12 protein-coding genes are annotated in these 12,640 nt (G+C 72.6%); 2 read left to right on the top strand and 10 right to left on the bottom strand.

Annotated elements, in window-relative coordinates:
* Positions 1-12: 12 nt before the first annotated feature.
* Together H576_RS0111290 and H576_RS0111285 are read right to left on the bottom strand one after the other, a co-directional pair.
* Positions 13-1,098 (bottom strand): 1-deoxy-D-xylulose-5-phosphate reductoisomerase, encoded by a 1,086-nt coding sequence (locus H576_RS0111290; protein WP_029151025.1) that lies wholly within the window; start codon positions 1,096-1,098, stop codon positions 13-15.
* Between the two features lie 8 nt (positions 1,099-1,106).
* Complete coding sequence (locus H576_RS0111285; RefSeq protein WP_029151024.1) at positions 1,107-2,078, bottom strand: FKBP-type peptidyl-prolyl cis-trans isomerase; 972 nt, start codon at positions 2,076-2,078, stop codon at positions 1,107-1,109.
* Between the two features lie 122 nt (positions 2,079-2,200).
* Here H576_RS0111285 and H576_RS0111280 point away from each other — a divergent pair, with 122 nt between their 5' ends.
* Positions 2,201-2,956 carry a lysophospholipid acyltransferase family protein gene (locus tag H576_RS0111280; RefSeq protein ID WP_029151023.1) on the top strand — a complete coding sequence of 252 codons (756 nt, stop codon included), beginning with the start codon at positions 2,201-2,203 and terminating at the stop codon, positions 2,954-2,956.
* 3 nt (positions 2,957-2,959) lie between these two features.
* Here H576_RS0111280 and H576_RS0111275 read toward each other — a convergent pair whose 3' ends face one another.
* Positions 2,960-3,427 carry an OsmC family protein gene (locus tag H576_RS0111275; protein ID WP_029151022.1) on the bottom strand — a complete coding sequence of 156 codons (468 nt, stop codon included), beginning with the start codon at positions 3,425-3,427 and terminating at the stop codon, positions 2,960-2,962.
* Between the two features lie 23 nt (positions 3,428-3,450).
* Between H576_RS0111275 and H576_RS0111270 the strand changes: the two genes are divergently transcribed.
* A complete protein-coding gene (locus tag H576_RS0111270) occupies positions 3,451-4,449 on the top strand; it encodes an asparaginase (RefSeq protein ID WP_029151021.1) in 999 nt (332 codons plus the stop codon).
* 7 nt (positions 4,450-4,456) lie between these two features.
* Here H576_RS0111270 and H576_RS0111265 read toward each other — a convergent pair whose 3' ends face one another.
* The 7 genes from H576_RS0111265 to H576_RS0111235 all read right to left on the bottom strand — a co-directional run bounded on the left by H576_RS0111265 (position 4,457) and on the right by H576_RS0111235 (position 12,640).
* Positions 4,457-7,282, bottom strand: coding sequence for an FtsK/SpoIIIE domain-containing protein (locus tag H576_RS0111265; RefSeq protein ID WP_029151020.1), 2,826 nt, complete (start codon positions 7,280-7,282; stop codon positions 4,457-4,459).
* 130 nt (positions 7,283-7,412) lie between these two features.
* Positions 7,413-8,219, bottom strand: coding sequence for a PP2C family protein-serine/threonine phosphatase (locus tag H576_RS0111260; RefSeq protein WP_029151019.1), 807 nt, complete (start codon positions 8,217-8,219; stop codon positions 7,413-7,415).
* Between the two features lie 124 nt (positions 8,220-8,343).
* Positions 8,344-9,111, bottom strand: coding sequence for a hypothetical protein (locus H576_RS15540; protein ID WP_051172673.1), 768 nt, complete (start codon positions 9,109-9,111; stop codon positions 8,344-8,346).
* A 72-nt stretch (positions 9,112-9,183) separates the two neighbouring features.
* Positions 9,184-9,942, bottom strand: coding sequence for a YaaA family protein (locus H576_RS0111250; RefSeq protein WP_029151018.1), 759 nt, complete (start codon positions 9,940-9,942; stop codon positions 9,184-9,186).
* Positions 9,943-10,007: 65 nt separating this feature from the next.
* Positions 10,008-10,271, bottom strand: a complete 264-nt coding sequence (locus H576_RS0111245) for a F0F1 ATP synthase subunit epsilon (protein ID WP_029151017.1) — start codon at positions 10,269-10,271, stop codon at positions 10,008-10,010.
* 2 nt (positions 10,272-10,273) lie between these two features.
* Entirely contained in the window at positions 10,274-11,716 is a 1,443-nt protein-coding gene (gene atpD / locus H576_RS0111240) for a F0F1 ATP synthase subunit beta (protein ID WP_029151016.1), read from the bottom strand.
* Positions 11,717-11,740: 24 nt separating this feature from the next.
* On the bottom strand, positions 11,741-12,640 hold the full coding sequence (locus H576_RS0111235; protein ID WP_029151015.1) for a F0F1 ATP synthase subunit gamma: 900 nt from the start codon (positions 12,638-12,640) through the stop codon (positions 11,741-11,743).

Here is a 12,640-nt window from a genome sequence, read left to right as displayed (position 1 = left end):
CCCCCGATTCTGTCAGCGCAGTCCGCGGATCCGCTGATCGGCGGCCCGGCGCGCCCAGGCGTCGGCGTCGGCGAGCGCCTCGCGCGTGATCTCCGACGGCGCCTCGTGCTGGTCGACGACGGCCTCCACGGTCTCGACGATGTCGAGGAACCCGATCTCGCCGCGGTGGAACGCGTCGACGGCCTGCTCGTTCGCGGCGTTGTAGACGGCGGGGAACGTGCCGCCGGCCGAGCCGACGCGGCGGGCGAGGCTCACGGCGGGGAAGGCCGCGTCGTCGAGCGGCTGGAACTCCCACGTCTGGGCGCGGGTCCAGTCGATCGGGACGTCGACGTCCGGCACGCGATCGGGCCACGAGAGGCCGAGGGCGATCGGGACGAGCATGCGCGGCGGGCCCGCCTGGGCGATCGTCGACCCGTCATGGAACTCGACCATCGAGTGGATCGCCTGCTGGGGGTGCACGACGACCTCGATCGCCTCGTACGGCACGTCGAAGAGCAGGTGCGCCTCGATGACCTCGAGCCCCTTGTTGACGAGCGTCGCCGAGTTCGTCGTGATGACGCGGCCCATCGAGAAGTTCGGGTGCCGGAGCGCCTGGGCGGGGGTCACACCGCGCAGCTCGTCGCGGCCGAGCCCCCGGAAGGGCCCGCCCGACGCCGTCACGACGAGCCGACGGACCTCGCCGGGCGCGCCCGAGCGCAGCGCCTGCGCGATCGCGGAGTGCTCGGAGTCGACGGGCACGATCTGGCCCGGCCGCGCGAGCCGCTTCACGAGGTCGCCCCCGACGATCAGCGACTCCTTGTTGGCGAGCGCGAGGGTGCGGCCCTCCTCGAGCACCGCGAGCGTCGGGCCGAGGCCGACGGCGCCCGTGATGCCGTTGAGCACGACGTCGGCCTCGACGTCGCGGACGAGCCGCTCCGACTCGTCGGCGCCGAGCGCCGTGTGCTCCACGCCGAACTCGGCGGCCTGCGCGGCGAGCACGTCGGCCTGCGATCCCGTCGAGAGCCCGACGACCTCGAAGAGATCGCGGTTCTCGCGGATGACGTCGAGCGCCTGCGTGCCGATGGACCCCGAGGATCCGAGGACGATGACCTTGCGCATGGTTCCGGTCAGGACGCGGCGCGCATCGTGCCGAGGATGTCGACGACGAAGACGAGAGTCTCGTCCTGGAGGTCGCTCGAGTCGCTGTCGCCGTAGCCCTCGGACGGCGGGATGACGGCGAGCACCTGCGAGCCGACCTTCTGGCCGACGAGCGCCTTCGTGAAGCCCTCGATGACGCCGCTCGTGGCGAAGGACGTCGGGGTTCCGCGCGACCAGCTCGAGTCGAACTCGGTGCCGTCGGACGTCTGGACGCCGAGGTACTGGACGAACACCGTGTCGCCGTCCTCGACCGTGATGCCGTCGCCCTGCTTGAGCTGCTCGAGCTCGGTCGTGTCTGGCGTCTCGAAGCCGTCGGGGATCGTCACGCTGGGCGTGCCGTCGTCGGCGAGCTCGACGGTCGGGAAGCCGTCCTGCGGCTCCTGCTCCTCGCCCCACGCGGCCGTGCGGGCCGTGTCCAGGAAGTCCATGACGTAGACGAGGTTGGGGGTCGTGGTCCCGTCGCTCGACGACGTCTGGCTCGGAACCGTGAAGGCGACGCGCGTGCCGGGGGTCGCGCAGCCGAGCGACATGCCGAAGATGTTGTCCGCCGCGACGGGCGCGGGGAGCGACGAGGCCTCCTCGTAGCCCTCGGATCCGAGCTGCTCGCCCGAGTCGGCGTCGTAGACGACCGCGGCGTAGTCGATGTACTCGCCGGCGGTGAGGGGATCGCCCTCGCCCTCCGTGATCACCTTGCGCTGGATGTCGGTGACGTCGAGCGGTGCGTCGAAGGTGACCTCGGCGGGGCTGCCGAAGTCACCCGACACCTCGACGCCGTCGATCGCGTCGCCCGAGTCGGCGGCGGCGTCGCAGAGATCGGCCGCCGCGGAGGCGCTCGGCGTCGCCGTCGCGTCGGCGTCGCTCGAATCCGACGACGAGCAGCCCGCGAGGGCGAGCACGGCGATGGCGGCGGTGGACAGGATCGCAAGGGAGCGACGACGCACGGAGGAACCTCAATCGGATCAGGATGGGACCCGCCCATCCTCGCGCATTTCCGTTATGCGCGTGCTGACCCGCCGCGCGGGCCGAAGATTCCGGACCGGGCATGTGGGGCCCGTACGCTGGAATGATGAGCGATTCCCCCGCCCAGCGTCCTGTGTCGCCCAGCTGGGCCTACACCTTCGGACGCATCATCCTGGCTCCCCTCGCCCGCGCGCTGTACCGGCCGCGCGTCGAGGGCAAGGAGAACATCCCGAAGCACGGCGCCGTGATCTTCGCGAGCAACCACCTGTCCGTCATCGACTCGTTCGCGATCCCGATCGCCGCAGCGCCGCGCGCGGTCAACTTCCTCGCGAAGTCCGAGTACTTCGACGGCCCCGGCTTCTCGGGGTGGCTCTCGAAGCAGGTCTTCACGGCGATCGGCGCCGTTCCGGTGCGGCGCGGCGCGGGCCAGGCCGCGATCGACGCCCTCGACCGGCAGCGCGAGATCCTCGAGTCGGGCGGCGCCGTCGCGCTCCACCCGGAGGGCACGCGCTCGCGCGACGGGCGCCTGTACAAGGGGCGCACGGGCATCGCATACCTCGCTCTCGAGACCGGCGCCCCCGTGATCCCGATCGGGCTCATCGGCACCGATCGCGTCATGCCCGTCGGCAAGCGCATGCCGTCGTTCCGTGAGCGCGTCGTCGTGAAGTTCGGCGAGCCGCTCGATCTCTCCCACCACGGGCCCGCGAAGTCGGGCAGGGCCCGCCGACTCGCGACCGACGAGGTCATGTCGGCGATCCACGCCCTCTCGGGGCAGGAGCTCGCGAACGCGTACAACGAGCCGCCCGCGCAGGGCGCCGTGGAGAAGATCAAGCAGGCGCTCCCGCACGAGCGCCGCTGAGCGTCAGGCGGCGACCGTCACGACGGGTTCGATCTCGACGGGGAAGTTCACGCTGTTCGCGATGAAGCACCACTCGTGCGCCTCGTGGTGCGCGTCGACGGCGTCCTGCACCATCGCCTGATCCGCGACCTCGATCCGGGGGCGCAGGACGACCCGTTCGAAGCGGCCGCCGTTGCCCTCCGTGACCATCGAGCCCTCCGCGTCGTCGACGTAGGAGCGGACGATCGCTCCGCGCAGCGTGCAGGCGTGCAGGTACGAGAGCAGGTGGCACTGGCTCAGCGCGGCGAGGAGCTGCTCCTCGGGGTTCCACCGGGTTCCGTCGCCGCGGAAGGGGACGTCGGCCGACCCGAGGACGTCGGGCTTGCCCGTGGCGGCGACCGTGACGTCGCGCGCGTAGTCGCGATACCCGCTCGTGCCCGTTCCCCTGTCGCCGGTCCATGTCGTCGTGAGTGCGTAGCTGTGGCTGCCCATGGTCCAAAGATTAGGCTGTTGCGGTGAGCACAGCCGCGACCTTCCCCGCCACCTCCGCCGTCGAACTCGCCGTGGTGGAGCGCGGCGGTTTCGTCGAGTCCCGCCACATCGGGTCGGCGATCGTGCTCGGCCCGACCGGCGAGACCGTGCAGTCGCTCGGCGACCCGTCCGAGCTGATCCTGCCTCGCTCGTCGATGAAGCCGATGCAGGCGATCGCGTGCGCGACGGCGGGCGCGACCTTCGAGGGCGAGCGGCTCGCGCTCACGACGGCGAGCCACGAGGGCACCGACCGCCACGCCGAGGTCGTGCGGGGGATGCTCGCCGAGGTCGGCCTGACGGAGGACGCCCTGCGCTGCCCGCCGGCGTGGCCCGGCGACAGGGCGACGCGCGACGCGCTCGTCCAGGACCACGGATCCCCCTCCCCCGTGCGTCACAACTGCTCGGGGAAGCACGCCGCCATGCTCGCCGCGTGCCGCGTGAACGGCTGGGACACCCAGACGTACCTCGACGCGGCGCACCCGCTGCAGGTGCACATCCGCGAGACGATCGAGCGCCTCACGGGGGTGCGCATCGCGGGAACGGTGACCGACGGGTGCGGCGCCCCGGTCTACGCGATGTCACTCGAAAGCCTCGCCCGCGGGATGCACCGCATCGGCACGTCCTCGGAGCGCTCGCCGTTCGCGATGCATCGCACGGCCGGGGCCCTGCTGCGCGCGGTGCGCGAGAACCCCTGGGCGGTCGAGGGGCCGGGCGGCGACGACACCCTGACGATCGAGCGCTTCGGCGTCTTCTCGAAGAAGGGCGCCGAGGGCGTCCAGGTGCTCATCGCCGAGGACGGCACGACCGTCGCGCTCAAGATGCTCGACGGATCGAACCGCGCCGGCTCGCTCGTCGCGCTCGCGCTCCTGGCGCGCGCCGGGGCCGTGACGGTCGCCGCGGTCGGCGAGGCGCTCGCGGAGCGCCCGGACCTCCGCGTGCTGGGCGGCGGCAAGCCGGTCGGCATCATCCGCGCCTCGGTCTGACGGCCCGCTACGCCGCGAGGACGATCCGTCGCGGCGCGGCCGATCCCGACACGAGCCATGCCCGCCCCGCGCGGGGACGCGCGAACGGGGGCAGGTCGCGCTCGCCCGCGAGGGTTCGGAGCTCCCCCGGCGAGTCGGCCGTGACGACGACGTCGCCCAGGGCCCGCGCGCGCTGCAGGATCGGATAGGCGCGCTGCCACTCGTCGCCGTCGCCCGCGATCACGAGCGGGCCGCGCGCCTGCGCGACGAGGTCGTCGACTGACGCGCCGGGCGAGATCTCGGCGACGCCGACGACCCGCACGTCGCCGCCCCACACGGCCCGCAGCGCCACGGCCCGCCGCGCCGCCGCCCGGGCGACCAGGGCCGTCACCGGCGCGGCCGGGATCCAGGCCGGGGCCTGCGCGGCCGCGGCCTGGACGGCGCCCGACACGGCGGAGCGCGCGAGCTGGGTCTCGAGCCCGTCGACGACGGCGCGCCCCGGCGGCCGCGCCGCGTCGAAGGAGGAGCGGTCGGCGCCGGCCGCCACGTGGTCGCTCGGCGTCGGGAGCGCGAGCACGACGCGTCGCGGCAGGAGATCGGCGAGCTTCGCCACCGCCCCCGTCAGCCTCGCCGCCGTGACCACGACGGTCGTCGCCGTCGCACCGGCGTCGCGCACGATCGCCTCGAGCAGCTCGCCGGCGGCCCGCGCGTGCTCGGCGGGGAAGCGCTGGATCACGGCGTCGGCGTCGTCGACGACGAAGAGGTCGGGCGGGTCGGCCTGCGCCGCGTCGAGCGCGTCCCACGCGCCCTCGCTGTCGCGCGGCACCTCGATCACCCGCCGGCCAGCCGCCCGCGCCGCCGACGCGATCCACCGTGCGGCCTCGGTCTTGCCCGATCCCGCTCCCCCGACCACGAGGAGCCCCCGATCGGACCCGACGCGCAGCTCGGCCGGGACCTGGCGCTGCTCGGCGGGGTCGTCGGAGAGGCCGAAGCGGATCGCCCCGCGGGTCTCGGCCTCGTGCGGCCGCCACGAGGCCGGAAGCGGCTCGAGGAGCGGCCCGCGCGCCGCCGCCACGCCGGCGTGGGCGCGGAGCGCGAAGCGGACGTCGTCGGGCCGGCCGAGCGCGAAGCGCACGAGCCGCGGCGCGGCGTCACCCGACCGCCGGACGTACCCGACGCCCCGGTGCGCGTCGTCGCCCGGGATCCGCGCGGCCGCGTCGGAGCCCACGACCTGGGTGCTCTCGGACGCCTCGGCGACCCGCAGAGCGATGCGCAGCGGGGCGTTCGCGACGAGCGCGTCGCGCAGCACGCCCGACGCGCGCTGTGTGCCGAGGACGAGGTGCATGCCGAGCGCCCGCCCCCGCGCCGCGACGTCGGTGAAGACGGCGTGCAGATCGGGGTGCTCGCCAAGCAGGGCCGCGAACTCGTCGACGACGATGACGAGCCGCGCGAGCCCCACCCGCGGGTCGGAGACGTCGCGGGCCCCCGCCGCCGCGATCTCGCGCTCCCGCCGCCGGAGCTCGGCGCGGAGCCCCTCGACCGCCCGCCGCGCGCCCGCCCCGTCGAGGTCGGTCAGGACGCCCGTGACGTGGGGAAGCGCCCGCAGGTGGTCGAACGCCGTGCCGCCCTTGAAGTCGGCGAGAAGGAACACGAGCGCGTCGGGAGGAACGGCGGCGGCGAGCGCGAGGATCCACGCCGTGAGGAGCTCGCTCTTGCCCGCGCCCGTCGTGCCGACGACGACGGCGTGCGGCCCGTCGGTCACGAGGTCGAGGGCCGCGAGGGGCGGTGCGTCGCCGCCGCGATGCGGACCGAGGCCGACGACGGCGCGCAGCCCCGCCGCGACGGCGTCGCCGTCGTGTTCGGCCGCATCGCGCGAGCGCACCTCGGCGAGCGGGATCGGGCCGCTCGGGAGCCGCTCATCGCGCGCCTCGGATCGACGCGCGAGCGGCCGGACGAGGGCCCGCGCCTGCGCGAGCGACACGGCCTCGAGCTCGAGTTCCACGTCGCCGCCGTCGACGACGAGCCGGCCGGTGAGACCGGGGCCCGCTTCGACGAGCGCCGCGCACTCGTGCGGGATCTGCTCGTCGGGGCCCGCGAGGGCGATGAGGGCGTCGACCGGCAGGAGCGGGGCCTCGCCCGCGCGGACGATCGCGACCCGCACGGCGCCCGGGTCGTCGACGGGTGCCGCGAGGTGGGGCGACTCGTCGGCCCAGCCCTCGCCGAGGGGGCGCCCCGCGAGGTGCAGGACGGACGGCGGGTTGCGCAGGATCAGCTGCACGGCCAGCGCCCGCACCACCGCGAGCGCCGCGGGTCCCGCGCCCCGCACGCACACCCCTTCGGCCCAGGGCACGGTGACGGGCGCGCCGGTCAGCTCGGCGGCCGACGACCGCAGGGCCTCGGCGTCGGCGCCTTCGCCGCCCGTGACGCTGACGACGCTCGCCGTCGTGCCCGTGCCGACGACGAGGTCGCCGCGCCGCCGCCACGTCTGTCCGTCGTCGGCGGCGACGCGCTCGACGTCGGGCGCGGCCGCCCGGGCGAGAGCGCGCTCCTCGTCGTGGCGCCGGGCCAGCTCGGCCCGGGCGTCGACGCACGCGGCGGCGAGGACGCGTCCCCCGCGCCGACGGTCGCGCCGCGCGCCGCGCGCCGTGTCGAACAGCGACGCGACGGCCAGGACGGGGCCGAGGGCCGCGAACCAGAGCATGAATACCGAACCCGTGACGCGCCACATGACGACGGCGCCGAGGACGGGCAGGATCGACGCCGCGATCGGGAACGGCCGCCGCGAGGGGGTGGCCGGAAGGTCGGGGAGTGCGATCGGCTCGGCGAGGCGGCGCGATGCGGGAGCTGGGGACATGCGGCCATCGAACCGCTCACCGCCGACGGGCGGCGCCGGGAGACGGCCGATCCGGCCGGATCGGTGGACAGCGGGGCCGATCCGCCCCCTGTGGACGCGCTGCCCCGGGGAGCGACGCGCCCGAGCGAGGTCAGGCCGCGGGCGCGTAGCTCGCGACGTCGACGACGACGATCGACACGTTGTCGCGCCCGCCGTTGTCGAGGGCGGCCGCCATCATGGCCTCGACCGCGTCGGCCGGATCCTCGTGCTCGTGCAGGAAGTGCAGGATCCCGTAGTCGGTGAGCTCCTTCGTGAGCCCGTCGCTGCAGATCACGTAGCGGTCACCCTGCTGCAGGTCGATGCGCACGTAGTCGGGCGTGACGTGCTCGGTCGGGCCGACGGCTCGCGTGATCACGTTGCTGTACGGGTGCGTCTCGGCCTCCTCTTCGCTGAGCCGGCCCGCCGCGACGAGCTCCTGCACGAGCGAGTGGTCGGTCGTGACCTGCATCAGCTGGTCGCCCCGCTGGAGGTACACGCGCGAGTCGCCGATGTTCATCGAGACGATCGAAGTCTCCTGCGCGTCGACGTCGAGGTAGATGCCCGTCATGGTCGTGCCCGTTCCCTCGTCGGTCGTCTCGGGGTGGGCGACGATGTCGGAGACCGCGTGCTCGAGCGCCTGGTCGATGCCCTCGGGGGTGACGGGCCCCTGCCTGACCATCTCGTCGAGCCTGTTGACGACGCTCTCGCTCGCGACCTCTCCCCCGATGTGTCCGCCCATGCCGTCGGCGACGACGAACAGCGGATAGGCGGTGAGGAAGCGGTCCTGGTTGTTCTCGCGCTTGCGGCCGACGTCTGTCTGGCCTGCCCAGCGGAGCGTGAGCGCGGATCCGTCGGCGAGGGCGACGTCGCGGGAACGCGTCTCGGGCCGCTGCGGTGCGGCGGGTGTGGTCTCGGGCACGAGAGGCCTTTCGGGGAGGCGGCGCGCCGTCAGCGGGCGGCGCGGACCGAACCAGTCTAAGCGGGTGGTTCGCCGGAATACGCGAGCGACCCCGCCCTGGCGGGGCGGGGTCGCTCGCGACGGATCAGGCCTGCGGCGGGCGCGGCGGCTCGAGAGGGTCGGTGCCGTCGGCCTGCGGCGCCTCGGGAGCCGTCGGCGGGGTCTGGGGAGCCTGCGGCGCGGCGGGGTACGTCGGCGGTTGCGGGGCGGCCGGCGCGGCGGGAGCCGCGTAGCCGGGCTGCGCGGGGTAGCCGGGCTGCGCGTAGCCGGCCGTGTAGTCGGGCTGCGCCGCGGGGGCGGCCGACGACGGGACGCCCGACCACTGCGTGCTGTCGGAGAGGAAGCCGCTGCGCGACCACTTCGAGGGCGCGACAGTGTTGTCCCATGCCTGCGTCTTCGAGAACGCCATGATGCCGAGCCAGATGAGCGATCCGATGCCCGGGAAGCCCGCGTAGAGCGCGACCCAGCCGGCCTCGCCCTTGGCCTTCTGGCTGATGCGGACGACGGCGAGCAGGTTGAAGACCGTGTAGGCCAGGACGCCGAGGTAACCGACGAAGGCCCACGTCAGCACGAGGCCGCCGATGAAGAAGAAGATCAGCCACGGGTTCACGTCGCCGAGCTTGAGGAAGATCATCTCGCGATACACGGGGATCCACGCCCGCCACTTGCCCTGCACGCCAGCCTTGTCGAACAGGAACATGTAGAACACCGAGAAGAGCGCGTACACGATGAGAGCCGGGATGAGGAAGATCCCGAAGATCAGGCCGAAGATGGCGCCGAAGCTCAGCCCCGCCCCCGTGCCGTAATCGAAGCCGGGGTCGTAGTACGACGCCGCGTTCAAGAGGTCGATCATGATGACGTCTCCTGTGGAGGGGTTCGGACGACCGGGCAGGCCGCTCGTTCTCAGCGTAGCGAGAATGGCCGCTCAGCGCGGAGAAATCTCGTCGCGCGCCGTGAGAAGCAGCTCCCCGGGCGCGTCGGAGCGGCGCAGGTCGATGCCCGCGCCGCCCGCCCAGGCGAGGAGCTCGCCCGCCGAGGCGACGTCGGGCGCGGAGAGCGCGAGGGCCCGCGCGAAGAGGCCCTTCGTCTTCTTGTTGAAGTGGTTGAGCGCCCGCACCCGGCCGTCGGATCCCTCGGCGACGACGCGGACGTAGAGCGAGCCGGGCGCGGGGCCGAGGTCGCGGTAGGCCTCGGAGCGCAGGTCGACGACGAGCGGATCCCCCGGAAGCGCGGCGCTCGTCGCGCCCGCCCAGTGGCGCTTGAGCGGGCCGAGCGCCGCGAGGCGCGACGACGCCGAGAGCCGGAACGCCGGGACGGCGTCGAGCGCGCCGACGGGGCCGAGGAGCGCCGTCTGGATGAGCGCGTGATCCCCGAGCCACCCGCGCGCGGGCGCCGGCAGGGAGGCGGCGTCGAGCGCGTCGAACAGCACGCCCGTGAACCGGTCGATCGCGGGCATGGTCGGCGCCGTGCGGACGGCGGCGTTGACGCCGATCTCGCCCCGCTGGCGATCCGAGAGATTGAGCGCCGCGGCCGCGGCCTCGGGGTCGGCCGACAGGGCCACGAGCGCGTCGAGCGCCGCGGCGCGCTGCGGGGAGAGGGCGGGGAGCGCGAGCGCGCCGAGGTCGAGCGGCGCGCCCGATCCCCCGGGCCGCTTCGTCTCGGACGGCGGGAGGAGCAGAAGCATGTGTTCTCCGGGAAGCACGACGCGGGGCGGGGATCCGAAGATCCCCGCCCCGCGAAGAGAGGAGGTCAGGCAGCGAGCTGCGCGTTGCCCGCCACGATGTTGAGCTCGTCGCCGAGCTCCATCGAGATGAAGCCGTCGCCCGCGACGGCGATCACCTTCGAGCCGTCGGGGCGCGTGATGCGCACCTGGCCGTCGGCGAGGATCGCGAGCGTGGGCTCGTGGCCGGGCATGAATCCGATCTCGCCCTCGGGGGTCTTGGCCACGACGAGAGTCGCCTCGCCGCTCCAGACCTGAGCCTCGGCCGACACCAGGTTCACCTGCAGCGCCATGATCAGGCGTTCTCCTTCTGGATCTTGTCCCAGTTGGCGAGGACGTCGTTGAGACCGCCCACGTTGAAGAAGGCCTGCTCGGCGACGTGGTCCATCTCGCCCTTGATGATCGCGTCGAACGACTCGATCGTCTCCTTGAGCGGAACCGTCGAGCCCTCGACGCCCGTGAACTTCACGGCCGTGTAGGTGTTCTGCGACAGGAACTGCTGGATGCGGCGGGCGCGCGCCACGGTGATCTTGTCCTCTTCCGAGAGCTCGTCGACACCGAGGATCGCGATGATCTCCTGGAGTTCCTTGTTCTTCTGGAGGATCGCCTTGACACCCGTGGCCACGCGATAGTGGTCCTCGCCGAGGTAGCGGGGGTCCATGATGCGGCTCGTCGAGGTCAGCGGGTCGATCGCCGGGTAAAGACCCTTCGAGGCGATCTCGCGCGAGAGCTCGGTCGTCGCGTCGAGGTGCGCGAACGTCGTGGCCGGGGCCGGGTCGGTGTAGTCGTCGGCGGGGACGTAGATCGCCTGCATCGAGGTGATCGAGTGGCCGCGCGTCGACGTGATGCGCTCCTGCAGGATGCCCATCTCGTCGGCCAGGTTGGGCTGGTAGCCCACGGCCGACGGCATGCGGCCCAGAAGGGTCGACACCTCGGAGCCCGCCTGCGTGAAGCGGAAGATGTTGTCGATGAAGAGCAGCACGTCCTGGTTCTTCACGTCGCGGAAGTACTCCGCCATCGTGAGGCCCGTCAGCGCGATGCGCAGACGCGTTCCCGGCGGCTCGTCCATCTGGCCGAAGACAAGGGCGGTCTTGTCCAGAACGCCCGCGTCCTCCATCTCGTAGATGAGGTCGTTGCCCTCACGGGTGCGCTCGCCGACGCCGGCGAACACCGACACACCGCCGTGGTCCTTGGCCACACGGGTGATCATCTCCTGGATGAGGACGGTCTTGCCGACGCCCGCACCGCCGAAGAGGCCGATCTTCCCGCCCTGCACGTAGGGGGTGAGGAGGTCGATCGACTTGATGCCGGTCTCGAACATCTGCGTCTTCGACTCGAGCTGGTCGAAGGCCGGGGGCTCGCGGTGGATCGACCAGCGCTCGGTCGCCTCGAACGTCTCGCCCTCGGCGAGGTTCAGGGGGTTGCCCGTGACGTCGAAGACCTTGCCCTTGGTGACGTCGCCGACGGGGACCGAGATGGCCTCGCCGGTGTCGCGCACCTCCTGGCCGCGGACCATGCCGTCGGTCGGCTTGAGCGAGATCGCGCGGACCTTGTCGTCACCCAGGTGCTGGGCGACCTCGAGGGTGATCTCGGTGGACGTGTCGCCCATCGTGATCGTCGTCTTCAGCGCGTTGTAGATGTCGGGCAGCGAGTCGTGCGGGAACTCGATGTCCACGACGGGACCCGTGATGCTCGCGACGCGCCCGACGACCGCGGTGGCGGTGTCTGCCGTAGTCATGTTCTGTCTCTTTCCTGGGGTGTCCTAGGACGCCAGCGCGTCGGCGCCGCCGACGATCTCGGCGATCTGCTGCGTGATCTCGGCCTGGCGCGCGTTGTTGCGCAGGCGGGTGTAGTCGGTGATGAGCTTGTCGGCGTTGTCGCTCGCCGACTTCATCGCGGCCTGCGTGGCGGCCTGCTTCGCAGCGGCCGACTGCAGGAGCGCGTTGAAGATGCGGCTCTGGATGTACACCGGCAGAAGCCCGTCGAGCACCTCGGTGGCGTCGGGCTCGAACTCGTACAGCGGGTAGAGCTCGGCCTGGCCCGAGGATCCCGCCGACTCGGCGTCGACGACCTCGAGCGGCAGAAGGCGGATCGACTCCGGCGTCTGCGTGATCATGCTCACGAAGCGGTTGTAGACGACGTGGATCTCGTTGACCCCGCCCTCCGCCTCATCGGTCTCGTACGCCGCGACGAGCGCGTCGGAGATCTGCACGGCCGTCTGGAAGGTGGGGGTGTCGGCTTCGCCGATCCACTCCTCGGCGGCCACCATGCGGCGGAACTGGAAGTAGCCCACCGCCTTGCGACCGAAGAGGTAGAAGACGACCTCCTTGCCCTCCTCGCGGAGCAGCTCCGCCAGCTCGAGCGCCTCGCGGATGACCTGCGAGTTGAACGAGCCGGCGAGGCCGCGGTCGCTGGAGAGGAGGAGGATCGCCGAACGGGTCACCGTCTCGGGCTCCCGCGTGAGCGGGTGATCGATGTCGGTGTGCGTCGCGACGGCCGAGACGGCCCGCGTGACCGCGCGGGAGAAGGGCGACGACGCGCGCACGCGCGCCATCGCCTTCTGGATCCGCGAAGCCGCGATGAGCTCCATCGCCTTCGTGATCTTCTTGGTCGACTGAGCAGAAGAGATCTTCTGCTTGTACTCCCTGAGTTGTGCGCCCAT

It is taken from the genome of Microbacterium indicum DSM 19969, assembly GCF_000422385.1.
Classification (GTDB): Bacteria; Actinomycetota; Actinomycetes; order Actinomycetales; family Microbacteriaceae; genus Microbacterium; species Microbacterium indicum.
The sequence above is the reverse complement of the archived record's forward strand: the minus strand, read 5'-3'. Positions and strand labels throughout refer to the sequence as shown.

Coding starts and splice junctions, on each gene's coding strand:
- H576_RS0111245 (WP_029151017.1), bottom strand. CDS start 10,271: ATGGCGCTGCAGGTGAACCTGGTGTCGGCCGAGGCTCAGGTCTGGAGC.
- H576_RS0111265 (WP_029151020.1), bottom strand. CDS start 7,282: ATGTCCCCAGCTCCCGCATCGCGCCGCCTCGCCGAGCCGATCGCACTC.
- H576_RS0111280 (WP_029151023.1), top strand. CDS start 2,201: ATGATGAGCGATTCCCCCGCCCAGCGTCCTGTGTCGCCCAGCTGGGCC.
- H576_RS0111290 (WP_029151025.1), bottom strand. CDS start 1,098: ATGCGCAAGGTCATCGTCCTCGGATCCTCGGGGTCCATCGGCACGCAG.
- H576_RS0111250 (WP_029151018.1), bottom strand. CDS start 9,942: ATGCTTCTGCTCCTCCCGCCGTCCGAGACGAAGCGGCCCGGGGGATCG.
- H576_RS0111235 (WP_029151015.1), bottom strand. CDS start 12,640: ATGGGCGCACAACTCAGGGAGTACAAGCAGAAGATCTCTTCTGCTCAG.
- H576_RS0111275 (WP_029151022.1), bottom strand. CDS start 3,427: ATGGGCAGCCACAGCTACGCACTCACGACGACATGGACCGGCGACAGG.
- atpD (WP_029151016.1), bottom strand. CDS start 11,716: ATGACTACGGCAGACACCGCCACCGCGGTCGTCGGGCGCGTCGCGAGC.
- H576_RS15540 (WP_051172673.1), bottom strand. CDS start 9,111: ATGATCGACCTCTTGAACGCGGCGTCGTACTACGACCCCGGCTTCGAT.